We start from the raw sequence: 25530 nt of genomic DNA, 5'->3' as shown, positions 1-25530 counted from the left end.
AGATATAAAATGTACCATAGAAATTTTGAAAATATATTGACGGGAAATGATAGTGGTAATACGTTGTGGCTGTAGGATAATGCTGTATCGGCTGAGGAGTTGGAGTTGCAGGTCCCCCTCCATGCTGCGCACCAAATTGCCAAAGGGGGATAGGGGTCACAACAACTCTTGGAGAAAAAGGATTCATAATACAGTTAGTCACTCCTGAAAATTTTTATGTAATAGCGTATTCGTTCGTGTTCCTTTTTGTACTACTCACAAAAAAGCCGCTCGTTGAGCGACTTTCTTTTTATTACACTCTGTCTCGAAGTCTTTGCACAATAAAATCAAGATTCTCCTCAGGAATGTTGCGAATAGTCCGTTTCTTGCTACCTAACATACCTTTCATTTCTAAATATATAATTCCTGTATTCATTAGAGAAATGCCAAGCAGGCCTTGAATGATATCGAAATCAACACTCTTTATATCTTTGTATTTAACGATTTCTGTATCAGCTCCGCCGAATAAACCACCTTTTAGAGTTACAAAGATAAGGTTGTGTTCAGCTACTACAATAAATCCGGTTTTAGTTAACTTTGGATCGGCCATATTGAAGGCGTAAATTTTTTCATCTTTTTTCATAACCTTTTTCAATGCAGTAAGAGCGAACTCATAAAATTTACGCTCGCTTTTCGGGAACTCCTGCATGATTTCTTCCATATCTGCAAGTGTAACTGGATACTCGATAACTCCAAATTGACTACTTAATTTTGTGAATTTTGTATTCATATGTATTTCCCCCCTTTTATGCATTTATACAAGTATATCAGAATGATAGGAATAAATTTACATAAAAATAATAATCCGATAAACACATGCATATACATCCAAAGTTTTACTTTTTATGATATGATAGGCTTGTATTTTGTTATTTTACTAATAGGAGGTAGATAGCAATGGGTTTATTCGATCGTTTCAAGGGTGATAAAGGTGATAGCAAGACTATGACGCCGCATTTTGCATTTGCATCTTCTTTGTTTTACATGATGGGTGCAGATGGTGAGTATGACATGGAGGAAGTTGGTCAACTTCTTGCAGTTATTGGTGGTAAGAAAAAAGATGGCAAGATCTATGTAGGTGGTAATAATGATGACTTGCTTGAAAGTGTACAAAAATACGTTGCTCGAAACTCTGTTGATACATTCCTGCGTGAAGCTGCACCAATTTTAACAGATGCGCAAAAGTTAGCTATCTTAACAAACTTAATCGATTCTTCTTTAGCGGATGGAGAAGCAGAGCGAGAAGAACAGCAATTATTCGAAAAGTTTATGTCAGCATTCGGCATTACAGAAGAGAGGTTTGCTCCATTTTTTGAAGTGTTAGCAATCAAAAATGACCGTTCTATTTTTACAAATCAAAATCATGAAAAGAACCGTCTTGAAAAAGTAGAATTACAAGGCGTATAAATCTCTATCAAGGATAACAAAGAATAGTTAATCATTAATACATAACTACCTGGTGAATTAAGCCTGTAGGATCATAAACCTACGGGCTTTTATTTTGCAGCAAAAAACGCCCTTTTATCAGGACGTTTTTGTCACTTTCTCCATCAATCCAAGCAAGTCACTACCATCGATTAATTCAATGTTTTTCCCGTGTGCATATTGCCGAGCATTGCTGTTGAAATGGCTTAACGTGACAAAATAGCCACCTATGGCATTTGCATCCACAATAGCACTGTGAAGCTTTTGGATGTATGGTCTGCCGATAGAGGTTTTATTATAGCGTTTGACCTCAACAAGCTTCGTTTCCTTGCCTTTTCTTAAAATGATGTCTTTACCACCATCATTACTTCCTTTTGTAACCTCTGTATCATATCCCAACGATTTGAATACATCCGCCACAATAAATTCAAATTGCCGCGGATCTACAGTAGAGAGATATTCTTTTGTTTTCACTCGTTGGATACGTGCAGCTCGTTGGTTATCCTCAGCACGTTGATTTGCGGCATTGATTTGTTTAAATATTGTTCGGACCAACCAAATGGTACCGATGATTGCCGCACAAAAAATGACTTGTTGTAAGACGTTCCAAGATAGAAAAGCCGTTGAAATTGCCCGTAAAGCAGTGGAAAGGATTTGGTACGCGATAGCCCCGATACATGCTAAAAGCCCTGCTATGACGAAAAATGAGCGTATACTACGCATGACATATCACCTCAAGGTTATTATGTCCGCGTGCGTTTGGATTACTCCTGTTTTTCTTCTTCCTCTTGCCATATCTCTTCAATAGGTAACTCCAGCACTTTTGCAATTCGCATCGCTACACGTAAAGTTGGTTCCTGTTTCCCTCTAACAATCGCGCTTAGTGTTTGGGGAGCTACTCCAATACGTTCGGCCAGTGCTTTTTGTTTTATCATTCGCTTATCCATAATCTCTTTTAGCTTGCACTTCATGTTCTTCCTCCATTTTATGTATGTCCTTTTTATTTTTTCGGCATATGGACATTTTCTTCCTTCATAATCATGTATTACAACTGTAACACGGTATTTCAACCGTAATACGGCGGTAATACGAAGGAGGATTTTTTTATGAGGAGAGCAGGGGTAGACCCAGGTAACAAGAATACGAAAATCGCTACGGACGAGGGGGTATTTTTCTTTGATTCGTGTCTCGGTGACGGAAGAGACCTTCGCCTAGAAAACGATTATCATGATCCGATGTCTGGCACATATGAAGGGAAACCATTTTTTGCAGGAATGTTGGCAGAGAAGGAAAGTTATTATCCGCGTCGCAGTATGGGTTTGTCTAAGGCACATGAGGATATGAAGTTGCGTGTATTAATTGCGCTTCATCGCTTTACACAGGAGCAAACATTTGAACTCATCGTCGGCCAGCCTATCAAACGTCACACGCCAGATGAAAAGAAGCGAATTAAGGAGTTGCTAATAGGTGAACATGACCTACTGCTAAATGGCGTACAAAAAACACTTCGTATTCAATCAGTAGAAGTCGCAGCAGAAGGAGCAGGGGTGTTTTGGTGCCAACCGCAAGGAGGGAAGATTCGAATCATTGAAATTGGTTCTGGAACAGTCAACATCGCGACAATCGAGGACGGATATTTCATCGATAAAGAAAGCGATACACTCCCGTTTGGTACACTGTCTCATGGTGGAGATATAGCGGCAGTTACTTCTGGCATCTTATCAGCTATGACGCGCATGTGTGCATATGCTGACGATATTCGCATCGCAGGCGGTGCTGCAGCGCAAATATATCCTTCTATCGTTCAGGTATATCCAAAAGCTCAGCTTCTCAGACCGATTCATACAGGTAAGATGGTGCATCCGATGTTCGCAAACGCAATTGGTTTTTATGAGTTGTCAAAGTTGGTGTACGGTGATGCGTGAAGTATGCCCTGTATCCTTTTCGCTCGATGATCCATATGAAAAACAGCTATATGAACATGCGAAGAAACAAGTATTCTCCAAGTACGTCAAACGCCTCATAGCAGCTGATATGATGCAACAACCTATTTCCCCACTTATCACATCTATTGCTGCCCAAATACCTATTCAAGAACCAGAAGTACATTCAGAACAACCAAAAACAAACGAGAAGCCACCTGTAAATACATCTTTCCGTTCATTCTTCTGAGGGAGGGAACACCATGAGATGGGAATACGCACACCTCAATACAACACCGTATTTATATTCGTCTGGAGCACTTAGAGATATGTACAGCAGTGCTCGTAGCAAGAAGGAGAAAGAAGCTGTCTATAACCACATGGATCGTCATGAAGCGATTGATTCTGAATATCCGGGGTTTTATCGTCTGGCAGCCGACATCGAGGAAGAAATCGGCGAGAAAGAGCCATTAGAATGGGGAGATATTTTTAATGATTATGAACCCGTTATGACGAAGAAAGGCTTAGAGCTCAAGAAAAGAAGGAAATCGCTATGATGTGGAAGCGGAAGGAATACGCAGAAGCAGAGAGCAGCAATCATTTATATTCGTCTCAGCATTTGTTTGATTTGTGGTCCGATACTGAGGAAGATGAGGAACTGGATGCAGTTCACCAGCACCTGTTACGGCACAGAGCCTTCAATTCTGCAGATCATCCCGATTACTTAGATATTAGCGAACTGTTCGTTGATGAAGATGAAGTATACGGTCCATATAACGAACAGGGCATCCAACGGCGCATTGATCAATACTTTCGAAACCGAAAGGAGCGAGTTTGATGCTGTATGTCAGAAAGCAATATGAGCATCTGAACGAAGTAAGCTGCTTGTATCCTGCTGAACGGCTTCAATCTTTATATGATGAAGCGCAAGATCCTGACGAGTTGGATGCTATCATGTATCACTTGTTCCAGTACGATGTAGCTGAATCTTTTGGATATCTAAACGTCGCCAATCAGATTCATAACTACTTTCAAGGAGAGGGAGAGGAACTATGACAATCGTAGGTGAAAGCATCGTTGTTTGGACAGTAACTGGGATTTCCGTAATTAGCATGAAGATAGCTGAACAGAAGGGGTTCACTATTCCACATTGGCTTCCACGTATGACCATGTACACCACGCTTACAGGCTCGTTTATTTTCCTTCTACGTTATGTTCTTTTCGCTTTTCTATGATGGAATACACATCTGGAAGTAGCGGACATTTACAGACGCAAGGGAAATATCGTGTCCGCTTCTCTTCCAAAAACGAGGGATATATACCCTTATATAAGGGTATATGGGGAGGGAGAAAAATGCTTGAATTGATGCTGATTCCAGCAGCTGCACTTTTGTATGCTGCCTACGGTGATAAGTTAAAAAAACAAATGGATGATAAAGAGAAAATCAAAGTGTTTTTTGAGGTGGCCGGCATTGCGATTAAACGAAATGACAAACTGCAATATCCTGTTTTCCAAGAGAAGAAAGAAGATGATCGGAGTATCACATATATTTATAAATTGCCGTTGGGTATGCCGAGCAAAGTGATTGGAAAGGTGGAAGAAGTTGTGGCGGAGGGATTAGGGAAACCTGTGCGAATTACCTACAACAACTATAAATTGTACATTCGTGTATTCAGCAGGGAGATTCCAAAAAAGTGGCATTGGTCGCCTAACTTGGCGCAGTCGGGAAAATGGAAAATTCCAATGGGGCAAAGTTTAGAAAAATTAGTGTACCATGACTTTGATAAAACGCCTCATATGTTAGTGGGCGGCTTAACAAGAATGGGTAAGACCGTGTTCATGAAAAACCTATTTGCTACCCTAATTGAAGCGAATCCCGATCATGCACATTTTTATATTATCGATTTGAAGGAAAAAGGCTTAGCGTTCAATCGCTACCGAAACATGAAACAAGTCAAAGCCTTTGCTGATACACCGGCAAAAGCACTGAAGGTATTTCGGGAATTGAAAGATCGTATTGAAAAACAGGGTGCTTTTATGAAAGAAAACGGGTACGAAAACATTACAGAGACAAAAGAGAAAGACCGTTTCTTCATCATTATCGATGAAGGTGCTGTGTTGGCCCCGGCTAAGGGTTTAAAACGGGAAGTGAACAGCATTCGAGAGGAATGCCAGTACTGGATGAGCTACATTGCGACAACAGCTGGCGGGTTAGGTTTCCGTTTGATTTTCGCCACACAATATCCAACCGTAACCGCTGTTCCATCTGTTGTGAAGCAAATGGCAGATGCAAAGATCGGTTTCCGCTTAACTACCTATAAAGCGTCTGAAGTGGTACTGGATGAAGGAGGGCTCGAAAACCTTCCGTCTATACCAGGTCGTGCGCTATATAAAACAAATCAACTTACAGAGTTACAAGTTCCTTATATCACCAATGAGAAAATGGAGAAAATCTGCATGAAATATGAGGTGATGAAAGATGAACTTAAGCGTCCAGAAGCAGAAGCGCCAACAGGAGATTCTATCGACGATTAGAATGCTTCAGTTTGCTACACAAAGGCATCTGATGTGCGTTCATGATATGGGCGGTATGCGCAATGCACACCGTATTCTAAAAGAGATGCGGCACTATACGAATGTAACCTACTATAAGAAAGAATACGTTTATTATCTCAATAAAGACGGTCGGGCATTGTTTGGAGATAAACAGAGGGCAACTCCTGTCAGTAAGCTAGCACACTGTATGCTACGAAATGAAGCGTGGTTGCATTGCCATTGCCCTGATGATTGGACTATAGAACCAGAGCTGCGCTATACAAAAAACGGAAAGAGCATGCGGATCATCCCGGATGCCACGTTCAAAAAGGACGGAGCTCTTCAATGTGTAGAGATAGATCGCACGCAAAAAATGATAAAGAACGAAGAGAAATTCAAGCGATATGCCGAATATAGCGAACTCTACAAGCAAAAATATAACAAAATCCCCATCCTTCATTTCTTCACAATCACCCAGTACCGCAAACAGAGGCTTGAGCAACTTGCCGATAAATACAAAGTATATACGATTGTCACGTTGATTCCAGAAATATAAAGATAAACGAAATGAGGGATAAGCAATGAGACATGATTATGATATGACACAAGAAGAATATAACCGCGACAATGTTATCAATTATTACGATGATGATATTTGTTCCAGATGTGGTGGTTCAATGTGGCTTATACATGATGATTTGCCTAACGGACCAAGATTTTGTCCTTCTTGCGGTTGATTATGCACTTTAGGAGTGATTGTGATGTATAGATGCAAAGCATGTGATGAACTATGGCCGCTCAATATGTATGGAGGTCTTGTTCCAAGTTGTTATCCTAATGGAGCTTGGTACCTAGATGAAAGAAAGGAAGATAATTGCCCAGGATGCTGCGAAGAAGAGAAGTATACAAAAGGCTCCTGGGTATGGGCTGAACCTAATGATGCTTATTACCGAAATGTTGTGAAAAGGGAATCCGTAATAAGTAATCAAGAATAAACAAAAAGAGCGCCAGCTATGATGCGCTCTTTTCCTATCTCTTTTATTATTTCAATTTGCTAATTGGAAAGTCAAAGTAAGTAATCAAAAAAACGATACAAATAAAATAGATTAACCAAGCACACAAAGGTTTAGTATGATGAAGACGGAGCACAACAAACATAAAGGCCCAAACAGTAACAGACCACCAAAAATTCCAAGAATTATGGTAGGAAATTAGCTTCGCAAACTTGAATACACTTTCAACTGTAGTAAAAAAAATAACCCAGAGGGTAACATAAGATACCTGCCAAGACCATCGTGACGTGTAAGGGTATCTTGAAAGATATAGCAGAATCACGGAGGGGAATGCTGTAAATGTCATAAAAAAATCTGTTATTGTATGATTTGGAATAAGTAGGGATTTATGAAAAAGCCATAATGGGTATTCATATGTGAGGACGGAAATGCTAAAGTCGACACTTATGTAAAAAACGATGGTTGGATAATATTTTCTCCAATTTTTCCAATCTCCAAACCGCCAAGCTCCAATTAGAAATAAGAAGGGAAGTATCAATCTTAGATACGAAATGATTGTGTGTAACATTGAATACCCTCCGTAATTGTATCTGTTCTGAACTTAGTATTTACAATTAACATCAGGTTTTATAATTCTAAGTGTTCTGTTCCGATATTGGAACACCTTGAAAATGAATTAAGAAAAGCAAAAAGAGCGCCAGCTATGATGCGCTCTTCTTAACGTTGTCGGTCATGTGCGAATGGGGACAACGTGGTTTCTTATATATCTATAGTATCCCGAAAGTCTAGTCGTGACAAGGCTCCTATCTAGTTTGCTAACAAATTGCTAACTCGCTAACAAAATTGCTAACTAAATGGGTTGTGATGATTAATGTTTATTTATAGTCTAGCATCTAATACTATTGAAAAATTCACATTTTCGAAGGACAGCTTAATGCCGCCTTTGCTAACTGTTCTACGAAGTATAGTCCAATTGATACCATAGGTAATGATTCTGCTTCACTTGAAAACCCGCAATAATTACGAAGTAAAGGACAAGCGAGTCGAAATTATCCTTGATGCGATAGTTAGTGCTTAAGTGTTACTAGCTATTAGTAAATAAATTATTCGAAAGCGGATTGCTGCGGCAGTTCGCTTTTTTGTCGTACGATTGCCACCTATATATGTATACTTTGGTTATTGTGTGTTCGATATGTAGACAAGCGGTAGCGGAAACTGCTGTTTGTTCATTGTGGAGAATATGATTCGACAATACCAGTTCTTCATAAAATGCTTTTGGCTTGAGTGGAGGGGTATCCGCCTCTTCCGCTTTTTTGAGCTACTTCCTATGGTTGGTATCGAGAAGCATATGAGGTAGCTGAATGAAGCAAAGAAACGTTGCTTGCAATTCAATTACTATTTTATCCACCGGTAAGTTTTTACTTTTTTAAAATAGATTTGGAAATCACTTCACTTAATAGTAGAATGATTTTATATTTTAAAAGATTAATTAAATTGAGGGGATATTAGAGCTTATGGGTGAAATAAGGAAAAAAAGAAGAAAAAGAAACAAACGTAAAATTATTGGTTATAGTGTAGGTGTATTGGCTATTATACTTTTGGCGATTACAGGGTTTGTATATAAACAACTACAGCCCCAAAATCATTTCAAAGAAGTTCCTGTAGTAAGCAAGACCCCTAATAATACACAATCTCAATACGGTGTATTTAATGTTTTACTAATTGGGTCAGATGAAAGAAAAGGACAGAACGTTGGACACTCTGATTCTATGATGCTTTTTCATGTGGATTTAAATAGAAATCAATATCAGGCGATAAGCATACCACGAGATACCAGAGTGCATTTGGATGGTTATGGTTATACAAAGCTTACAAGTGTACAATATATTAAGCAGGCAACAGAGGGTGCCCAAAAAGGTGTAGATGCAGCTGTAAATGCTGTTAGTGAATTGACAGGTGTTCCAATTAATTATTATGTAGAAACAAATTACCAAGGACTGCAGGGGATGGTGGATGCTATAGGTGGTATCGATATGAACGTACCATTCGATGTGAAATTGACCCATCCTTGGTACCCAGAAAATAAAAATAAAGTGGTAAACGCTGGTGTTCATTCAGTTGATGGCAAGATGGTAACAGAACTTGTGCATGAGCGTTATTCTCTAAAGAATGGAGAATATGATCGTCAAAAATTACAAGAAGAAGCCTTGATAGGGATTGCAAAAACAGCATTAAAGCCTTCTAATGTGACAAAGTTGCCTGGGGTTATAAAACAAGTGCCGAATTTCTTGATTGCATCCAATATGAATACATCCGATATGATAAGTTTAGGCGTAGCTATAAAAGACTTTAATCCGGATACGCAACTCCACTACTATCAAGTTGGTGGCGAGTGGAAGACCATGTACGATGATATCTTAAAGAATAATAACGACCAGCTCGTTATGGATAAAGCTCAACTGGAAGAAATTATTGACCAACATTTTAAGCAATAGGTGAAAATGAGGTTGTAGATTATCTTATCATCAATTTATACAATGCTAAAATAAAAGTACTATAAAGCTTTGTAATCATATAGGTACTATAAGTGGTTTTTCTCTAAACACAATAACAGCATTCAACAGGATTAGTGTGCCGTCTTTTTAAAAAGATGGCTTTTTATTTTGAAAAGCATTTAGCACAAGGAGGAGTTTACAAAACAAACATTCCTCTTACTCGAAGTCGAGAATGTAGACGAATACGGGAATAAAGAGGAAGAGCAGAAGTCTAAAATTGAAATATGGACTTGCGAATGGTGAAAGTATTGCTGGGATTGAATTGAAGCTAAAGGATTTGCCGCAGTTTAAGCGTAAACGAACGAGAATGACTGCTCAGACTGAAATCCTTGCAGCGTGTAGCAGAAGCCAGTGGGAAGCCTATAATCAGTCTCCAGCAGTTGCAAAAAAAGGAAATGGAAGCATTTTACAAAAATATGCAGTAAAGGAGGAGAGATTAATAGAGTCATGTATGAATAAAAACCCCAGTACCAACGGGAACTCTAGAGGATAATTCCAGAACATCATGATTAAACATCCTAATACATCCATGTGAGACATTCTTACCGATTGAAGCTGGGTTATTTGTTCCATGTATACCGTAATGAGGTTTTGACAACCCCATCCAAAGCACTCCAAATGGTCCACCAGGATTATGTTGTTTATTGATAATCGTGTATGTCCCAGAGGGTGTTGGTGACAATATTTTCCCAACTGCAATTGGGTAAGCTTTTATAAGCCTGTTTCCATCAAAAAGTTTTAATTGATGTTGTGATACAGATACGTCAATCCATCTCACCATGAAAATCAACTCCATTTTTTGAATATCGTATGAAGGAACTCAGGAATTTGTTAATTAATAGGAATTGATTGAACAATACGAAGATTATTCGCAATGAAAAGAAGGTACTACTTGTTCAATGAAGGATTTAGCTTTATAAGATATACAGCAGAAGGACCAAATTGGACCTTTCTTCCTTTGTTCAAATTATCAACACTAATGTTTACAGAGTTTTAAGGAAAGGGGGTGAACTAATTGCCAAGAGAGTTGAAGACCTTAGGAAAGAGATTACATTCAGATAGTAATTATTAAAATATAAGCAGGGCAAACTATTTTTAAAAGCGCTTGAAAGGACAATAACTATGCACGTTGCTATTGCCGTTCTAACAATCCTGGCTTCTTTTAAATGGGGTAATTGGAATAACTGGAGAGAATATCATGCCAGCATGTTTTTTATTGCTACAGGTGGTTTACTTTACGAATACATGGTAAAAGACTATTCCTTATGGAAGTTCCATCCGGATTTTCTCTACGGGCATAGTATGGTCGTCATTGTTTATGCGCTAATTACTATGCCAGTTAGCATATTCCTTTTTCTTTCTCATTTTCCAAAAGGATGGCCTGAGCGACTGAAATATATACTGCTTTGGTCTGGGATCTACATTGCTGTTGAGTGGGTTTTACATGTCTTTAGAAGGATTACATATGATAATAGATGGAAATTTTGGTATTCTTTTTTATTTGACATTGTTATGTTCTCGGTTATTGCACTACATCAGCGTTATCCATTCCGAGCTTATATCCTCTCCTTATTTATTATTGTCTTCCTAATAGCTTACTTTCATGTTCCTTTTAAATTTTAAAGTTGCTAAATAACAACCCTTACTACATAAGATTCTGGGATAAATCCATACTAGCCTAATGGAAGTTCAGTTAAAAAACAATTGAGGGTTACAATCAAGTGGTCTTTGTCTTTGTGCTATTTGTAACAAAAGTCGCTCATCAAGTGACCTTAAATAGTAATTAAATGTTCAACGAGAGCACTATCCATTTATTGCAGTAATTAAGAAACAAATGTTAGCTGTTTTATAAAAATTAATAATCTCTGTACACGTGTAAAGCGAAATAGATACAATAAGCATAACAAGACGAATAGAAAGGAGGATATGTTTGTGGAAGAAGAAAACAGTTTTCATACATGGATAAGAAAAAAACTTGAGCAAGAGGGATACATAGGGGATGAACTAGAGGGAAAGGTGAAGGAGCAGCTTTTGTTTGTACCGAAGGATTTACAGAAACTAGCCGAAGAAGCGAATTTTCGAGAAAAAGCAAGGGCTGCCCTTCATTTATATATCGAATCTTTGCGTGATTCAGAGAATCATGTACAAATGAAGAAACAGTTGCTGGAGGGCTATTTACAATATAAGGGATAGGATTTCTAAGTAAAATGCAGGGATATTGACTGGTTTGAAATGAAAAAAACTTGTGTATCCTAGAGGTATTAAATGCGGAGGTGGTAATATGAAATCTTTTACGGTAACGTTTCACGCCGAAGATGAAATGCCTATGATAACGGTACAAAAGTTAAATGAGGATGATTTTAACCGAGTTACAGCGGGTGGAACTAGACATTTGTTTGAACTTGATACAAATATCGGCTTTTTCGTGTTTTTTGATGCGGAAGATACAGATGGGACCGAATATTACTTATCTTTGCAATATGAAGAGGATGGGGAAGATCCTATTGCTTGTTATTCGTTCCAACTTAAGGATTTTTATGAATTCATGGCATTATATTTAAATGACCTTGAGTTCCAAGGGGAAGAGGATGAGAATGAAGAGGAGCAGGAGTACGGTTCAATCCATCATCTTGCCCACTTGCTTTATCACGTAGCAGAAGAGGGGAAGGATGTAGAAGTATAAAGCAGGAAGACACCTGCTTTATACTTCTGAGGGGGTTAATTTCACGTATCGAAATAAAAATTTATTTTTAAAAAACGTCAGCCGAATTAGTAAAAAGCATACTCGTATATTTATAGTGAAAGTTTGCTTTTGTTGTCTAAAATCAACCACATTATCTCACACGCTATAAAATTTCATGTAGCGTAACTCGAATTTAATAATTAGTTTTTTACAAATTGCAAGAACATATACAAACACATTTGTAAACAAACTGTTTATGCAGTAATATTAAAGTCGTGAGTTTAAACTAGGAAGGATTGAGATGCTTGAAGGGCAAACGTGCAATAGAATTATTAGCACCTGTTGGTAATTGGGAATGTTTACGTGCCGCTGTTGCTAACGGAGCAGATGCCGTATTTTTTGGAGTAGATAAATTTAACGCCCGTGTACGTGCAAAAAACTTCACAATGGAAGAACTGCCAGATGTGATGAAGTACTTGCATAAATACAATGTAAAAGGATACGTTACGTTTAATATATTAGTATTTGAACAGGAATTAGAGGATGCACGCAAGTTAGTAGAAGCATGTATTGAGGCAGGAGTGGATGCTCTGATTGTGCAGGATATGGGATTAGTACAGTTAATTCGTGAAATTTCACCTGATTTTCCAATCCATGGTTCTACACAAATGACGATTACATCTCCAGAAGCCGTACAATTTTTGCAGCCGTATGATTTAGAAGTTATCGTGCTTGGCCGTGAGAATAACTTAAAGCAAATTCAAACTATCGCAAATAAAACAGATGTGCCTCTTGAAGTATTTGTGCATGGTGCATTGTGTGTATCATACTCTGGACAATGTTTAACTTCGGAAATGTGGGGTGGACGTTCTGCGAACCGCGGGGAATGTGCACAGGCATGCCGTCTTCCTTATGATTTAATTGTAGACGGAGAAAAGCGGGAAATGGGAAATATTGCTTATTTACTGTCACCAAAGGATTTGGCTGCATTAGAGCTTGTACCTGAGTTAATTGAAGCAGGCGTTTCTACCTTTAAAATCGAAGGTCGTTTAAAATCTCCCGAATACGTAGCAAACGTAGTAAGTAAATACCGGAAGGCAATTGATGAATATATAGCCGGCCGTGATTACAACCCTACAAAAGAAGATTTGCGCGAACTACAGCAAAGCTTCAGCCGCGGATTCACATATGGCTTTTTAAGCGGGACGAATCATAAACAGCTGCTTGACGGAACATTTCCAAAAAGCCGCGGTGTGTTTTTAGGTACGGTGAAAAAAGTATTAAAGGATGCTGTATTGTGTGAATTACAGGCACCGGTAAAACGCGGTGACGGTATTGTTTTTGATGCTGGCCGTCCGGAGGAGAAAGAAGAAGGCGGGCGCATCTACGATCTTCGTAAAATGGGGCAAAAAGTTGAAGGCGAAGTGCAAAATGGTCTAATTGAAATTGTCCCGGGCCGTCATGATGTGAACTTAACGAAGGTACGTGTGGGCGATCGTATTTGGAAAACGAGTGATCAAGAATTAGATCGTCGTCTGCGTAAAACATTTGAAGCAGAATATACCTATAAGCTATTTCCTATAACGATTGACGCATATGGAAAAGCAGGAAAGCCTCTTGTTTCTGTATGGCGTGACGAAGTGACAGGTTATACTGTAACAGTTGAATCAGAAGAGCTGCTGCAGGAGGCAATAAAACGACCGTTAACATCAGAATATTTGCAGGAGCAATGGGGCCGCTTAGGAGGCACTGTGTTTGAACTGGCACATGTTACCGCACATTTCTCAGGCAATGTTATTGTTCCTGTAAAAGAACTGAATCGTATGCGCCGTGAAGCTTCTGAGGCATTACTTGCACTAAGACAGGAGCCGAAGCAATATAAAAAGCATGCAGTATCAACAGCAGTTCAAAAACAGAATCACATAAGTGCAGAAGCTCCTCAGCTGTTAGTGCTTTGCCGCACAATGGAACAAATTCATGCAGCGTGTGAAACAGATGTTACCTTTATCTATGCTGATTTTGAATTTACAACAGATTATCCGAAGGCGGTACAAGCCGTACGTAAAGCAGGAAAACATATAGCTCTAACAACACCACGCATTCATATGCCAGGCGAAAACGGAATTTTAAATGGCATTGTCAAGGCGGGCCCAGATGCTATTCTCGTAAGAAGCTTAGGAGCAGCACATTATTATATTGAACAACAGCTTTCTTTACCGCTCATTGGCGATTTCTCTTTAAACATCGCAAACCATAAAGCTGTCGAGATGTTTTTAGAGCGCGGATTAGAACGAGTTACGCCATCCTATGATTTAAATATCCAACAGATGATGGATATGCTTGCGGTAGCAAAGACGGATCAAATGGAAATGGTTATTCACCAACACTTACCAATGTTCCACACGGAACATTGTGTATACTGTACGTTCTTAAGTGAAGGTACTGATTTTACAAACTGTGGTCGACCATGCGAAACGCATCGAGTTTCCCTGCAAGATCGTATTGGTATGTCTCATCCAGTCAGGGTAGATATCGGTTGTCGTAATACTGTATATAATGCGATTGAACAATCAGGGGCTGAATACTTAAATCATTTTATACAGCATGGTGTTCAGCATTATCGTATAGAGTTCCTTGAAGAAGGTGCAGATAAAGTGAAAGAGGTTATAACATTATACCGAGAAGCGCTGCAAGGAAAACGAAGCGGAACGAGCGTATGGCGAGCATTAAAAGCAACAAATCAGTTGGGAGTAACACGCGGACAATTAACTAAGGCAAATCATAGTGATAAAACGTTACAAAAATGAAATTAGCGGTTTAAAAGCTTTTGCCAGACGCTGAAAATCGGAACAAGGAACAACGGAATGTACGGGTATGGTTCATTCCTATTACTCTCCTGCTGATTTAATACAAAGCTAAATTGAAAAAAGATGACTGTCTTAACAAGAAGGTAAGCCACGATTGAATTGTAGCTTGCCTTCTTGTATTCATCTGCAGTTTATTATGTAATTTAAGTCCATATAAACAATTACTTAGTATATATATGCTTTACAGAAACAAGGAAATTATCCGATTAAATTTTCACAAAAACGACATTGTTTTAATACTGTTACTTATTCAACTGGTGCTTTAGTTTCACAACAAATAATAAATGAGTTTAGTGTGTTATAAAGCATACACTCAAAGACGCCCTGAATGGCTTATGGAGGCATTTAAGGTGTTCTCCTTACCTTTAATTGAATCTGACGGTCCTTCCATTCCGCAAGCCTGCTGTGGAGTTGATGTGTTAGTGTGTTGGTGGGATGCAGAAACCACCCTCATCCATACATTCGGTAAATATCCGACACGACTCAACTAACAGATACGATTTAATAAGGAATACGAACGTAAAAGTTTGTAGTTAAATAATTAATAATTTCATATACCGTATTAATTTTTTGAAAATATCTTTTTTCAGTAAATACAAAACAGTCGATAGCATTATCTTAAAAAACAGAAATCCAACAGCTGCTAGGGTTGCATTTAGCTGATGTAAATTGATTGCTTGTATCGACAATTTCGGGGGAATAGTAAGGAAAAATATTCAACAAAACCTTGATATCAATGAGTTTCTAGAATGTTTACAAGGCATTAGAAGGAAAACGAAACGGAACGAGCGTATGGAGGGCATTAAAAGCAACAAATCAGTTGGGGATAACACGCGGACAATTAATTAAGGCAAATCATAGTGATAAAACGTTATAAAAATGAAATTAGCGGTTTAAATATTATTTCGATAGTTAAAGAAATACAATAGGGAAATTCATGGAGGAAGGTTGGGGGTATTTTTATCAACCCCATTTGGAGAGATAGGAGTTTATTAATATACAACAGATCATAAAGATGCATTACGGTAACCAGTAAAAAAGGGAAAGGACTAACAACCTGTCCTCATTTGATTTTGTGAGTTCATACAGCGATTCACCTATTGTGAAACGAGTACGACAAGAAGTATCACAAGCAGTGAGAGAGTGTGCATCAAGTATTTCACTTGCCAATGCAACGGACTTCACGCAGGAAGAGGTTAAAGCACTCAAGGAGATGGCATCTGAGTACATGAAGGAATAGGAGCATTAAACAAAGCGAGATGTCTTACATAAACGCATTATGATGCTTGAGAAGGTAAGGAAGACCATTGTTATATCTGAGAGCGTAACTGGACGAATTTGGAAGAGAAACGATTCAATTAGAGTGACTTGCTGGAGATTGCGATTATGGATTTAATAAACCGTTATGAGTGAGGTATGTAGAAAAACACCTATCGTGTGACAGGTGTTTTTATTGTTCTTTTGTTAATAGCAGTGCGTCCTGTGTTGGTACTCTTTCGGATTATACCGATAATCAAACGGACAATCAAAAATGTTGTGGTTAGAGAAGAAAGCGTATATTTCCAATTCCATGACTTTTTGTACTCAATTAGTCGTGTATTCTTTTCGAGCCAATTTTCAGCAATTGTCATAGGGATGCTAAAACATAGAGATTTTGCTATCATACCGAAAATATTTGAATTTTTGCTTAGTTGATTATAGTACACACATGAAATGGGGAAGAGAATGTAGCTGAACAAGAAGCTGAAATCAAAGATTTTAAACAAATTAACAGGATATTTTATGTAACCTTTTTTCACGACTACAGCGTCTAGAATTGTTGAAATGTAACTTTTAAGAAAAAAGATAATGAGCCAGTCTTTCATAAGAGGCTTTCTTATCAAGTTGAAAAAAGCAATTATCCCAAAAAGGAATAGAAACCTTAGAGTCGCTTTTTCGAAAGTGTTATTTATAAAAGTTTTATTCATGCTGATGCCTCCATCCTGTAAATCTCCTTGGATAGTTTAACCTAAAGGGCCGTTAGTAAATATTCTTTGCAATGGTATCAGAAAGTACACATGTAGAAGCGAAAACTCCAATAATGAGTGAGCCATACAATGTGTATGGCTCTTTTTCATGATAGGAAAGGTTTGATAAGGTGAATGACAAAGTGGTGGATGGTTCGTGCAGGCAATGACAATGAATTAATATCAATTTGGAAGAAAAAAGTGTTGCTTCAATTGGATGGGCAGAATTAGGAAGTCCTAAACATTATTCGACAAGAGACAGCTTCATACAAAAAGTACACGAAGTATATATAGATGAAAGACCTGCTACTCGTATTAATTGGGCGAGTCAAGTTTCCACTTTCCGCCCAATACGATCAATCAGATTCTCGAGTTCATCAGGCTTCAAAAACTCAATCGGCGAAAAGCCTTTTTCAAACAACAACGTATCCGCTTCAATCATCAGCACATACCGCCCATTCACCTTCGCAATATGAATCGCTCCCCAAAGTCTGCAAGCAAACCTGTGATAGAAATATGGTCAGCCTTTAGCGACAGTTCAATCTCAGGTGTATGCTCAAATAATCTGAGCCGCCACTTCCATGACTTATAAAGAAAGATTTTTGCCATTATTCTTTCGTTAATTCTTCTTCAAAGAAAAAAGTAGATGGATATTCATTGACAATGTAAGCGTACCTTTTCATGTTTTTTATATATTTACATTTAGAGATTGTTACCGATTCACCAGACGTTCTAATATTTACTTCTTGACCACTAGTAAATAGATTTTTCTGCATTTTCTCATCCTTTCTGGTATCGAAAATAATTAAATTTTTAATTATGTTTTCGCACATTTTGAGACATAGCTTATTAAGTATGACATGACCCCTTGTTTTTATCCAGTGTTTTTGCTAAGGATTTTATTATTCCCTAATAATCTTAATGATTAAAGGTTAAAGTTGCTGTTTTTGTTTATTCAGCTCATAGATACTATTGTATGGTGGATAATGGCTCATTATGAGGGGATCAAATTTGTTGGTCTTGCCATAGAAATGCCAAAGGACTGGAGAGTTTCTACAAGCGGTAGAAAGCTGAAGAGATAACGACAGTGCATTTCATGGAAGCTATAGGTATGAAAAAAGCAACGTTTTATCGCAAAGTGAAGGAATACAAACGTGAGAGTTAATAGTTAAACAAGGATAATTTCATGTACTGTAATGGAGAAATCTCTTTCCATTTCTGTAACCTTGAAGGAACTATTACTTCCTGAATGCTTACTTATGTAAAACTCTCATAAATACGGTATTCATATTTAAAATAAACAGCCCAATTTATTTTGTGTACAAGCAAGCTTATTTTTTCGTCATATATTATTACACAGAGTAGAAAGGGGATACAGACATTGAATTGGAACAACTTAGGATTCGTGATATGTAAACCGGACGCGGTGTACTTAGGTTTAGAACAAGATATTTTATCATTTCTGCGGCAAAAGGGTTTTCAGATTCTTACTTACAAATATGTGACTATTACACCGGATCTATGCCGACGTTTATATTGGGAGGAAAATAAAGATTACTCTGAGTGGTGGCATGAACTAGAAAGCGAATTCTTTAATTTAGGAGAAAGTTTATGTGTGCTAGTTCAAGGTACACCACCATCATCGTACCAATCGGTTTCTGATCTGATTGAAAAAAAGTGGAAAGGAAACTTCAGGCCTGAGAAAGCAAAGGAAGGGACAATACGGCATACGTTTGGATCGAGGAATGGAATATTTAATCTATTTCACTCTTCAGATTGTACAAGCGCTACGAAAAGAGAATCATCAATATTTTTTACGGCTGAAGAGATAGAACGATTACCATATCAACGTGTGCCTTACTCACTTAAACAAAAAGAGAAGCACAATCTTGATATTGCAGATCTATACTTTCGTATCAAGCAGCAATGCATACAAGTTTCATCCATGCATCCCGAAGTGAAGAAAAGATATAAAAACTACATTGATGAGAAGCATTATCAAGCCATGAGCGTAAGCAATTCCTTGAAGCAAACTTGGCTGTATAAAACCTTACAGGAGGAATATCAGATGTTTTATGCGGACATTTACGAAGATCACTTATTGAAGTGTATTACTGACTATAAACATTTTAGAAATATAGACTATGATAAGCTATTTCGAGCGTTCGCTACAATCGGTTTAAACCTTACGAGCTGGGAAACCTGTTTGTTTAAAACGACAATGCTGGATATGTAAAATAGAAAAGAAAACTGTTAGAAGATAAAATTAGGTTGTCAAAGAGCATATTTGTATATGTTATACCATTTTATGGAGCAAGAGAAAAGATTTTAGGATATCGCCTAACTGAAGTTCATCTCCTCCTTACCGTTGGGCTTCGCCCTTCACACGCTTGAGGAGGGAGATGAATTTCGGAATTACGTTAAATTAGGCTTAATCTACAAGATTTTTATGTATGACCTGTATATTAAGCCTAATTTTTCATTCGAAAAATATATTGTCATAAACAACATTTTTCGATTACTAAATACATATAAAAAGTTATATTGTTATCTATCTACTCTAAGGTTTGACGATACTTTTCCAATTCCTTTAATGTCTAGCTTAAACTCTATGACAAGTTAAATATCTTAATAATATGGTGGAACAGGATTATCGTTTTTATTAAGAAAGGTGTGCGTTCTATGTTTCTAATGAATTATTTTTGTACGAGAATCGAAATAAGTGTTTCTTTTTCATATTCTAGTCCAAGATAATCATTATTCCAACGAACACTAAATCCATTTGGCATTGGTACATCAGGAAGAATATCTAGGTTAACCGGAGAAAATCCACTCAAGGATAAACGTTCTACCCATTTTTCACCGAGTTCATGCCGTTCTGTACGAATATTTTCGGGTTTTCCTAGAATATCCTCTATTTCTCTCCTGAAAAAAAGCTTTAGTGCGGTTTTCCCTTCATGACTTAATTCCGATTGATTTATAATGTTGAAAACGGTTTTAAAATGTCTCCAGCAATTCTGAAATCGTTCCTCTAACGATGAGGTATTATGATTGACATGAGGTTCACACATGATAACAGCCAGTGGATTTAGATCATAGATATGTTGTATAACTCTATTTCTTGTGTCAAAATCGTCCTCTAGCTCATGAATATGATGTAAAGCAAAAGCTGCATTAACTAGCAAAGGGTATTCAGATTTAGAAATGAAATCCCAGGTTTCTGGAGTCATTTCTTCAGCAGTTGTACAAAAAGAATGAAAAACAAGTTCAATTCCTTTTTCAGCAGCAGCGGCTTGTATGTTCGACTTCGCTTGAGATAAGCTTTCATCAGACGGTTCAACAGCAAATAAAATCAGTTTTTTAGGTAATTTTCCATTCAGTTCAAGTTCGTTTATTAAAGCTAATTCTTGTCGTCCCGTTCCAATGCCAATATTCAGTATTGAAATCTCATCATGCAATTCTATAAATTGCTCCAGAATTTTATTTGCTAGATGACTTGCTATGGAGGCAAGAGGAAAATGCTTAGCAAGCATGTTAAAAAGAATGATTTGAGAAACTTCAAAGCGTTGAAGATATAAATTGATGTTAGTGTCATTTTCAAAATCAAATTGCTTAGACAAAGCAGCAGCGAATATATAACAATCAAGATCCTCAGTCTTTTTCTCGAAATCAAGCTGATTAATAAAATCTCCGATCAGAGTTTGTGTATTTGTAATTTCTCCTGAATCTGACCCACGTATAATTTGCAATAATGTATCAAAATATGTTTGTTTCAATATTAGACCCCCGATTTCAAAAAGGCACTAAATGTAATTTCTTTTTACATTGTAGAATATGCCGTCTTAATTTTACTGGTAATGCATTATAAGTTCATTTTTATAAAAATGTTACTTTTACTGAGGCAGACCAGTAATGTACATTACGCCAACCCTTCAAGAATTAACCGCAATAGGTGATAATTTCAATGCAGCAGGTTTATGCCAAATGTGAGTTTGGATAACTAATAACGGTATGCCTATGCTTGCATACTAGGAAGTATTTAAATGCTGACTGGTTTACAAACAGGATTTTTTTATGTTGGGCATTTCTCCTATTACCTTTTTAATAAAGGACACATATCTTAATTAAGAAATCTAAGCGGAGGAGGGGTATAAATGGTATATCCGTATCATGTTGGTTATCATCCATATCATCATTACTATCCATATCACGTTGGTTATTATCCACATCATCACTATTATCCATATCATACAGGCTATCATCATGGACCTCACGGTTATTATGGACATCAAGGTCAAGGTTATGGTCAAGGTTATCACAGTGGGCATTAGATGCAAAAAGAAAAACTATCGAGAAATACTAGAAAACAACCTGAAAGTTCTTTTGAATTTAGAGTTGTATAGTTTACAACAGAGCACTAGTCTGACGACAGGTGCTTTTTTTTTATTTTGCACGTACTTGGTCTGCTAGCTAGTGAAAGTCCAGGCCAAGTAAGTACAAAAATGCTCGGTAGCACGATCGACAACTGATGGAGAATCCTAAGGCTGAAGCTCGGTTTGAAATATCAATTACCGTATTTTATATTAATTAATAAAAAAACAAAAAAGGTAATTACCTTCCTTTTTGGATTCTTTCAACCCCTCATATAAATGTTTTTCAATCATACAAAATCTCTAATCCTTTCATATACGCTATTGTAGCTCTTGCATTGCACTAGCGCCTATGAATTGTATTATAAAAAGTTCAACAGGCAGGAAATTTCCTGCCTGTTTGTTTAGCTAAATATCCCGCTTTTCTGTATGTTCTGCAATGCAAGCCGAAGCTTCTTTTCTGTTTGAACAAGAGCGATTCGGACAAAGCCCTCTCCTGAAGGACCAAAAGCATGACCCGGTGTTACTACAACATTAGCACGATCAAGGGAACTCCATCCATTTGGAACCTCCACCCAAATAAACATACATTGAGATGATGAAAGCTGAGGGAATGGGAGAACGTGATCTATTCATCGATAAGGCAAGCGGAAAGGGCTTCGACCGTTCTCAGTATCGCGAGTTCAGTTAAAGCTGGCTTGTTCTTGTTTCACAGGGGCTAAAGAAAGAAGGAGGGCTAAAAAAGACTATCTAAACCCAATTGTTGAAAGGCGAAGGAGTACGGTGTGAGAACATTATTGAATTTCACGTACTTAATTATATTAATAAAAACACTTTTCATAACTACATAAAGAATATAAAACATTATTGAGAAATCTATAATTTCGGTTTTTACAGAAACTAGATAGTGGCAAAAAAACTTGGATATGTTACAACTTTTCCATGGCTGTAAACAGGATTTTTTAGCATAGATTCTTACTAATTCTAATAATATATATCATGCTCTTATATAAAAAGGAGGGATTGCCTTTATGAATAGGGACTCATCGTGGCTATCTGGTAGAGAGAGGAACAATAGGGAGGATAAACCTAACACAAAAACTGATACAGAAAGATTAGGACAGACAGCAGGAGAATTGATACAGACAACCGCAGCTACAGCAAATGTAGGAGAAGAAACAATTCAGACCCATGTGCATGAATTTGTATCCAGTACCAAATTGGCAGAGGAAGGGGATGATAGACATAATCATCGTTTTGCAGGAGTTACAAGTGAAGTGATCCCGAAAGGAGACAATCATGTACATGTAATATTCGTTAATACTGACTTTTTGGATCATCACCATGAGGTTGCAATAGAAACAGGTCCTGCTATCCCTGTTGGCAATGGCAAACATGTACACTTTGTCAAAGGAACTACTACATTAGACGATGGACATGTGCACGAGCTTGAATTCGCTACTTTAATCCAAAAACCCCTTGTATAATTTACACCAACGCCATGAATTGTAATATAAAAAATATCAACAGGCAGGGAATCCCCTGCCTGTTTGTTTAGCTAAATATCCCGCTTTTCTGTATGTTCTGCAATGCAAGCCGAAGCTTATCCTCCGTTTGAACAAGAGCAATTCGGACAAAGCCTTCTCCTGAAGGGCCAAAAGCATGACCCGGTGTTACTACAACATTAGCACGATCTATAAGCGCATAGACAAAATCAAGGGAACTCCATCCATTTGGAATCTCCCCCCAAATAAACATACTGCCTGCAGGCTTATCCACTTTCCATCCAAGAGCTTCTAGTCCATCTATCAGTATATCTCTTCTTCGTTCATACATTCTTCTGCTTTCTTCACAAAATTGAGCTCCCTCTCGCAAAGCCTTTGCGGCCGCTTGTTGAATAGGATAAAATACACCATAATCTAAATTAGATTTTAGTTGTCCGAGAGCAGCAATAATTTTCTCATTTCCAATCGCATAGCCAATACGACATCCAGCCATGTTAAAGCTTTTAGATAATGAATTTATTTCAATACCCACGTCCTTCGCACCAGAAACTGATAAAAAGCTAATCGGTTTCTTGCCTTCAAAATACAACTCACCGTAAGCAAAATCATGAACAATAATAATATTATACTGTTTCGCAAAAGCAATGACTTCAGAGAAAAAGACGTCATTTGCCATAGCTGGAACAGGATTTCCCGGAAAGTTTAAAATCATAAGTTTTGAACGTTTTGCAACATCCTCTGGAATAAGCGATAAGTCTGGAAGAAAGTCATTTTTCTTCTGTAGCGGCATTAAGTAAGGAACCGCTCCTGCCATTGCAATTCCAGTTGCATATGCTGTATAGCCAGGATCAGGAACAAGAATATAGTCCCCTGGATTAGCGAACACCATTGGCAAGTGAACCAGACCATCCTGTGAACCCATCAGCATTAAAACTTCTTGCGATTGTTGAAGAGTAACACCATATGTATTCACATAATAGTCAGAAATCGCTTTATGAAGCTCCTCAGTACCCGCAAGAGAATATCCATATTCATTCCCGTTGCCCGCACTATTTGCCAATATATCCGTTACAAAGGCAGGTGGGGGCATATCAGGACTTCCAATGCTTAAGTCTATTATGGCGCAGCCTTCCTCTAATTTTTTTCGCTTATAAGCCGCCAATTCGCTGAAAATAGAAGGCTTGAATGCCTCCATACGATTAGATAATATTACTTTCATAGATGTACCTCCCTTGAACGGTCGTCGGTGTCTTTTTTACACTGTAGAAAAGTATAAATTTCTAGCTAGAAGTCATTTAACATAGTCGAAAACTTTAGAAAATGCAGTGCACTTGCAACCACAAGCATCTGTCTTCGCCAATCAGCGAGTTTTCTTTAAAACTTCAGACACCTTCAGTATTTTAACAGGTTATATCTGTTTTTTCCATTGCAGATACGGACTAAAACGAGTGCTATATCAATCGTTATTAGGAAAGGAACCTGGAATGTAACAAATGAAATAAAATTCTAGGTATGTATCTCTAGGGAATATTTGTCAAGGGCATAAAAACGAACGGTATTAGCAAAAAACTACAAATTTCTTCTAAATTATGCTCTTGTCCTAGGGTATTTGTCCAATCGTAGTCCACTTTTCCGCGTATACATAATATTGAAAATGCAACATGAATAAAAGAAAGGATGGCTTCCATGTCAGAAAAACATTCTAGAGGTTCTTTAGAGGGTAGACAACACGAGTCAAAAACTGGACACGAGTCAAAAACTTTATCAACTCCTTTTTTCCCTGGTCTTCATTCAAATAGTGTTTTGCCAGAATTATCAAATCGTAATGTAGAGCCAGATATTACAGAGGGTAATGTATTTGCAAAAATACCGGTTGTAATAGGTGAAACAAAAGTACAAATTGATGTAGACACAATTATTAATTTCCCAGAGCCAGTATTGGAGATTAAAGCAATTAAAAAGAATCTGAAAATTGTACAATGTCGTTTACTGACCCCAACTAACAAGCTTTTTATTAAAGGGTTTGTACGTAAAAACATTCAATACGCTACTCCAACTGCGGCAACAAGCAATTCTGTTTTATCCAATATTCGTTCCTTAACAATTGACATCCCATTTACTGGTGTAACTGCTATCGACTTCTTAAACAACCCGAAATTCCAAACGAATCCAGACACAAAAAACTTTACATTCTTTACTGAGTCACAACTTCCAAAAGGATTCTCTCCAAAAGAGCATTTGCTCTCTGGCGACTTATCGCAATTTGATCAATTAAGCGGAGAACACTTTAATGAGCTTCCGTTTTGTGAGCTAATCGAAAGCCGCTTTATTGAGTTCGATGAAGCATTAGATCGTCAAATGGGCCGTGTATTAAACGCTCGAGGCGAAGTGTTACATTCTCCATTTGAAGAAGGAACATTCACTAGAGTAGAAGAAAAAATGGTAATTGAATTAACTGTAAAAGTATTGCAAAATCAACAAGTCAATGTGAAGTCTCAAAAGAAACATTGCTAATCTAATTGAAAAGCCTGCAAATATTTGCAGGCTTTTTGACATTTGAAAAGTAAATATAATCCGATACAAAATTGTAATAACATCTCAAACATACT

29 protein-coding genes and 2 pseudogenes are annotated in these 25530 nt (G+C 37.6%); 21 read left to right on the top strand and 10 right to left on the bottom strand.

The window, feature by feature from the left end:
* Window positions 1-292: 292 nt before the first annotated feature.
* The gene (locus AAHB12_RS15440) at window positions 293-769 is read right to left on the bottom strand and encodes a PH domain-containing protein (protein WP_342045891.1); all 477 of its coding nucleotides are present in this window, start codon (window positions 767-769) and stop codon (window positions 293-295) included.
* A gap of 167 nt (window positions 770-936) precedes the next feature.
* Here AAHB12_RS15440 and AAHB12_RS15435 point away from each other — a divergent pair, with 167 nt between their 5' ends.
* A complete protein-coding gene (locus tag AAHB12_RS15435; RefSeq protein ID WP_342045890.1) occupies window positions 937-1446 on the top strand; it encodes a TerB family tellurite resistance protein in 510 nt (169 codons plus the stop codon).
* Window positions 1447-1563: 117 nt separating this feature from the next.
* Here AAHB12_RS15435 and AAHB12_RS31815 read toward each other — a convergent pair whose 3' ends face one another.
* Both AAHB12_RS31815 and AAHB12_RS15425 read right to left on the bottom strand, forming a co-directional pair.
* Window positions 1564-2187 (bottom strand): restriction endonuclease, encoded by a 624-nt coding sequence (locus AAHB12_RS31815; protein ID WP_446715568.1) that lies wholly within the window; start codon window positions 2185-2187, stop codon window positions 1564-1566.
* Between the two features lie 41 nt (window positions 2188-2228).
* Window positions 2229-2435 (bottom strand): helix-turn-helix transcriptional regulator, encoded by a 207-nt coding sequence (locus tag AAHB12_RS15425; protein WP_342045889.1) that lies wholly within the window; start codon window positions 2433-2435, stop codon window positions 2229-2231.
* Between the two features lie 135 nt (window positions 2436-2570).
* Between AAHB12_RS15425 and AAHB12_RS15420 the strand changes: the two genes are divergently transcribed.
* The 9 genes from AAHB12_RS15420 to AAHB12_RS15380 all read left to right on the top strand — a co-directional run bounded on the left by AAHB12_RS15420 (window position 2571) and on the right by AAHB12_RS15380 (window position 6917).
* Window positions 2571-3389, top strand: coding sequence for a ParM/StbA family protein (locus AAHB12_RS15420; RefSeq protein WP_342045888.1), 819 nt, complete (start codon window positions 2571-2573; stop codon window positions 3387-3389).
* Entirely contained in the window at window positions 3382-3636 is a 255-nt protein-coding gene (locus AAHB12_RS15415; RefSeq protein WP_342045887.1) for a hypothetical protein, read from the top strand. Before AAHB12_RS15420 ends, AAHB12_RS15415 begins: the two co-directional genes overlap by 8 nt.
* A gap of 13 nt (window positions 3637-3649) precedes the next feature.
* Window positions 3650-3943 (top strand): hypothetical protein, encoded by a 294-nt coding sequence (locus tag AAHB12_RS15410; protein ID WP_342045886.1) that lies wholly within the window; start codon window positions 3650-3652, stop codon window positions 3941-3943.
* Window positions 3940-4224, top strand: coding sequence for a hypothetical protein (locus AAHB12_RS15405; protein WP_342045885.1), 285 nt, complete (start codon window positions 3940-3942; stop codon window positions 4222-4224). The genes AAHB12_RS15410 and AAHB12_RS15405 overlap by 4 nt, the downstream gene beginning before the upstream one ends.
* Window positions 4224-4442, top strand: coding sequence for a hypothetical protein (locus AAHB12_RS15400; protein WP_342045883.1), 219 nt, complete (start codon window positions 4224-4226; stop codon window positions 4440-4442). Before AAHB12_RS15405 ends, AAHB12_RS15400 begins: the two co-directional genes overlap by 1 nt.
* A complete protein-coding gene (locus AAHB12_RS15395) occupies window positions 4439-4621 on the top strand; it encodes a hypothetical protein (RefSeq protein ID WP_342045882.1) in 183 nt (60 codons plus the stop codon). The genes AAHB12_RS15400 and AAHB12_RS15395 overlap by 4 nt, the downstream gene beginning before the upstream one ends.
* Window positions 4622-4740: 119 nt before the next feature.
* Window positions 4741-5922, top strand: coding sequence for an FtsK/SpoIIIE domain-containing protein (locus AAHB12_RS15390; protein WP_342045881.1), 1182 nt, complete (start codon window positions 4741-4743; stop codon window positions 5920-5922).
* Entirely contained in the window at window positions 5867-6478 is a 612-nt protein-coding gene (locus tag AAHB12_RS15385) for a replication-relaxation family protein (RefSeq protein WP_342045880.1), read from the top strand. The genes AAHB12_RS15390 and AAHB12_RS15385 overlap by 56 nt, the downstream gene beginning before the upstream one ends.
* A 205-nt stretch (window positions 6479-6683) precedes the next feature.
* Window positions 6684-6917, top strand: a complete 234-nt coding sequence (locus AAHB12_RS15380; protein ID WP_342045879.1) for a hypothetical protein — start codon at window positions 6684-6686, stop codon at window positions 6915-6917.
* Between the two features lie 46 nt (window positions 6918-6963).
* Here AAHB12_RS15380 and AAHB12_RS31810 read toward each other — a convergent pair whose 3' ends face one another.
* Complete coding sequence (locus AAHB12_RS31810) at window positions 6964-7503, bottom strand: CBO0543 family protein (protein WP_446715567.1); 540 nt, start codon at window positions 7501-7503, stop codon at window positions 6964-6966.
* 946 nt (window positions 7504-8449) lie between these two features.
* Here AAHB12_RS31810 and AAHB12_RS15375 point away from each other — a divergent pair.
* Window positions 8450-9430, top strand: a complete 981-nt coding sequence (locus AAHB12_RS15375; RefSeq protein ID WP_129726202.1) for an LCP family protein — start codon at window positions 8450-8452, stop codon at window positions 9428-9430.
* A gap of 505 nt (window positions 9431-9935) precedes the next feature.
* On the opposite strand, the gene AAHB12_RS15365 is transcribed toward AAHB12_RS15375, so the two are convergent.
* A complete protein-coding gene (locus AAHB12_RS15365) occupies window positions 9936-10271 on the bottom strand; it encodes a L,D-transpeptidase (protein ID WP_129726203.1) in 336 nt (111 codons plus the stop codon).
* Between the two features lie 341 nt (window positions 10272-10612).
* Here AAHB12_RS15365 and AAHB12_RS15360 point away from each other — a divergent pair, with 341 nt between their 5' ends.
* The 6 genes from AAHB12_RS15360 to AAHB12_RS15335 all read left to right on the top strand — a co-directional run bounded on the left by AAHB12_RS15360 (window position 10613) and on the right by AAHB12_RS15335 (window position 16280).
* Window positions 10613-11113: a CBO0543 family protein gene (locus AAHB12_RS15360; RefSeq protein WP_342045878.1), complete on the top strand. Its 501-nt coding sequence runs from the start codon at window positions 10613-10615 to the stop codon at window positions 11111-11113.
* Between the two features lie 309 nt (window positions 11114-11422).
* Window positions 11423-11683, top strand: coding sequence for a hypothetical protein (locus AAHB12_RS15355; protein ID WP_129726204.1), 261 nt, complete (start codon window positions 11423-11425; stop codon window positions 11681-11683).
* Between the two features lie 88 nt (window positions 11684-11771).
* Complete coding sequence (locus AAHB12_RS15350; RefSeq protein ID WP_129726205.1) at window positions 11772-12173, top strand: cytosolic protein; 402 nt, start codon at window positions 11772-11774, stop codon at window positions 12171-12173.
* Window positions 12174-12469: 296 nt separating this feature from the next.
* A complete protein-coding gene (locus tag AAHB12_RS15345) occupies window positions 12470-14980 on the top strand; it encodes a DUF3656 domain-containing U32 family peptidase (RefSeq protein WP_342045877.1) in 2511 nt (836 codons plus the stop codon).
* A 410-nt stretch (window positions 14981-15390) separates the two neighbouring features.
* Complete coding sequence (locus AAHB12_RS15340) at window positions 15391-15531, top strand: hypothetical protein (protein WP_165350660.1); 141 nt, start codon at window positions 15391-15393, stop codon at window positions 15529-15531.
* 611 nt (window positions 15532-16142) lie between these two features.
* Window positions 16143-16280, top strand: coding sequence for a hypothetical protein (locus tag AAHB12_RS15335; RefSeq protein ID WP_165350661.1), 138 nt, complete (start codon window positions 16143-16145; stop codon window positions 16278-16280).
* Window positions 16281-16470: 190 nt separating this feature from the next.
* On the opposite strand, the gene AAHB12_RS15330 is transcribed toward AAHB12_RS15335, so the two are convergent.
* A complete protein-coding gene (locus AAHB12_RS15330; protein WP_281278870.1) occupies window positions 16471-16905 on the bottom strand; it encodes a CBO0543 family protein in 435 nt (144 codons plus the stop codon).
* A 469-nt stretch (window positions 16906-17374) separates the two neighbouring features.
* Window positions 17375-17632, bottom strand: a pseudogene (locus AAHB12_RS15325) (DUF3898 domain-containing protein); the annotation flags it as partial.
* Between the two features lie 795 nt (window positions 17633-18427).
* On the opposite strand from AAHB12_RS15325, the gene AAHB12_RS15320 reads away from it, so the two are divergent.
* Window positions 18428-19282, top strand: a complete 855-nt coding sequence (locus tag AAHB12_RS15320) for a nucleoside-diphosphate kinase (RefSeq protein WP_165350662.1) — start codon at window positions 18428-18430, stop codon at window positions 19280-19282.
* Between the two features lie 460 nt (window positions 19283-19742).
* On the opposite strand, the gene AAHB12_RS15315 is transcribed toward AAHB12_RS15320, so the two are convergent.
* Entirely contained in the window at window positions 19743-20822 is a 1080-nt protein-coding gene (locus tag AAHB12_RS15315) for a GRAS family protein (RefSeq protein WP_342045876.1), read from the bottom strand.
* A gap of 378 nt (window positions 20823-21200) precedes the next feature.
* Here AAHB12_RS15315 and AAHB12_RS15310 point away from each other — a divergent pair, with 378 nt between their 5' ends.
* A complete protein-coding gene (locus tag AAHB12_RS15310; protein ID WP_342045875.1) occupies window positions 21201-21377 on the top strand; it encodes a hypothetical protein in 177 nt (58 codons plus the stop codon).
* A gap of 443 nt (window positions 21378-21820) precedes the next feature.
* Here the strand turns inward: AAHB12_RS15310 and AAHB12_RS15305 are convergent.
* A pseudogene (locus AAHB12_RS15305) lies at window positions 21821-22003 on the bottom strand (LL-diaminopimelate aminotransferase); the annotation flags it as partial.
* Window positions 22004-22447: 444 nt separating this feature from the next.
* Here AAHB12_RS15305 and AAHB12_RS15300 point away from each other — a divergent pair.
* Window positions 22448-22903: a YmaF family protein gene (locus AAHB12_RS15300; RefSeq protein WP_342045874.1), complete on the top strand. Its 456-nt coding sequence runs from the start codon at window positions 22448-22450 to the stop codon at window positions 22901-22903.
* A gap of 67 nt (window positions 22904-22970) precedes the next feature.
* Here the strand turns inward: AAHB12_RS15300 and AAHB12_RS15295 are convergent, their stop codons facing one another.
* Complete coding sequence (locus tag AAHB12_RS15295) at window positions 22971-24140, bottom strand: LL-diaminopimelate aminotransferase (protein WP_342045873.1); 1170 nt, start codon at window positions 24138-24140, stop codon at window positions 22971-22973.
* Window positions 24141-24607: 467 nt separating this feature from the next.
* On the opposite strand from AAHB12_RS15295, the gene AAHB12_RS15290 reads away from it, so the two are divergent.
* The gene (locus AAHB12_RS15290; protein ID WP_342045872.1) at window positions 24608-25435 is read left to right on the top strand and encodes a CsxC family protein; all 828 of its coding nucleotides are present in this window, start codon (window positions 24608-24610) and stop codon (window positions 25433-25435) included.
* Window positions 25436-25530: the final 95 nt, after the last annotated feature.

It is taken from the genome of Bacillus sp. OTU530, from assembly GCF_038440375.1.
The sequence above is the reverse complement of the archived record's forward strand: the minus strand, read 5'-3'. Positions and strand labels throughout refer to the sequence as shown.

Excerpts from the sequence above, each read along its gene's own strand:
- AAHB12_RS15350 (WP_129726205.1), top strand. The coding sequence starts at position 11,772 with ATGAAATCTTTTACGGTAACGTTTCACGCCGAAGATGAAATGCCTATG.
- AAHB12_RS15390 (WP_342045881.1), top strand. The coding sequence starts at position 4,741 with ATGCTTGAATTGATGCTGATTCCAGCAGCTGCACTTTTGTATGCTGCC.
- AAHB12_RS31815 (WP_446715568.1), bottom strand. The coding sequence starts at position 2,187 with ATGCGTAGTATACGCTCATTTTTCGTCATAGCAGGGCTTTTAGCATGT.
- AAHB12_RS15400 (WP_342045883.1), top strand. The coding sequence starts at position 4,224 with ATGCTGTATGTCAGAAAGCAATATGAGCATCTGAACGAAGTAAGCTGC.
- AAHB12_RS15425 (WP_342045889.1), bottom strand. The coding sequence starts at position 2,435 with ATGAAGTGCAAGCTAAAAGAGATTATGGATAAGCGAATGATAAAACAA.
- AAHB12_RS15420 (WP_342045888.1), top strand. The coding sequence starts at position 2,571 with ATGAGGAGAGCAGGGGTAGACCCAGGTAACAAGAATACGAAAATCGCT.
- AAHB12_RS15405 (WP_342045885.1), top strand. The coding sequence starts at position 3,940 with ATGATGTGGAAGCGGAAGGAATACGCAGAAGCAGAGAGCAGCAATCAT.
- AAHB12_RS15435 (WP_342045890.1), top strand. The coding sequence starts at position 937 with ATGGGTTTATTCGATCGTTTCAAGGGTGATAAAGGTGATAGCAAGACT.
- AAHB12_RS15395 (WP_342045882.1), top strand. The coding sequence starts at position 4,439 with ATGACAATCGTAGGTGAAAGCATCGTTGTTTGGACAGTAACTGGGATT.
- AAHB12_RS15385 (WP_342045880.1), top strand. The coding sequence starts at position 5,867 with ATGAACTTAAGCGTCCAGAAGCAGAAGCGCCAACAGGAGATTCTATCG.
- AAHB12_RS15300 (WP_342045874.1), top strand. The coding sequence starts at position 22,448 with ATGAATAGGGACTCATCGTGGCTATCTGGTAGAGAGAGGAACAATAGG.
- AAHB12_RS15360 (WP_342045878.1), top strand. The coding sequence starts at position 10,613 with ATGCACGTTGCTATTGCCGTTCTAACAATCCTGGCTTCTTTTAAATGG.
- AAHB12_RS15310 (WP_342045875.1), top strand. The coding sequence starts at position 21,201 with ATGGTATATCCGTATCATGTTGGTTATCATCCATATCATCATTACTAT.
- AAHB12_RS15330 (WP_281278870.1), bottom strand. The coding sequence starts at position 16,905 with ATGAAAGACTGGCTCATTATCTTTTTTCTTAAAAGTTACATTTCAACA.
- AAHB12_RS15415 (WP_342045887.1), top strand. The coding sequence starts at position 3,382 with ATGCGTGAAGTATGCCCTGTATCCTTTTCGCTCGATGATCCATATGAA.
- AAHB12_RS15380 (WP_342045879.1), top strand. The coding sequence starts at position 6,684 with ATGTATAGATGCAAAGCATGTGATGAACTATGGCCGCTCAATATGTAT.
- AAHB12_RS15410 (WP_342045886.1), top strand. The coding sequence starts at position 3,650 with ATGAGATGGGAATACGCACACCTCAATACAACACCGTATTTATATTCG.
- AAHB12_RS31810 (WP_446715567.1), bottom strand. The coding sequence starts at position 7,503 with ATGTTACACACAATCATTTCGTATCTAAGATTGATACTTCCCTTCTTA.
- AAHB12_RS15290 (WP_342045872.1), top strand. The coding sequence starts at position 24,608 with ATGTCAGAAAAACATTCTAGAGGTTCTTTAGAGGGTAGACAACACGAG.
- AAHB12_RS15375 (WP_129726202.1), top strand. The coding sequence starts at position 8,450 with ATGGGTGAAATAAGGAAAAAAAGAAGAAAAAGAAACAAACGTAAAATT.
- AAHB12_RS15295 (WP_342045873.1), bottom strand. The coding sequence starts at position 24,140 with ATGAAAGTAATATTATCTAATCGTATGGAGGCATTCAAGCCTTCTATT.
- AAHB12_RS15440 (WP_342045891.1), bottom strand. The coding sequence starts at position 769 with ATGAATACAAAATTCACAAAATTAAGTAGTCAATTTGGAGTTATCGAG.
- AAHB12_RS15365 (WP_129726203.1), bottom strand. The coding sequence starts at position 10,271 with ATGGTGAGATGGATTGACGTATCTGTATCACAACATCAATTAAAACTT.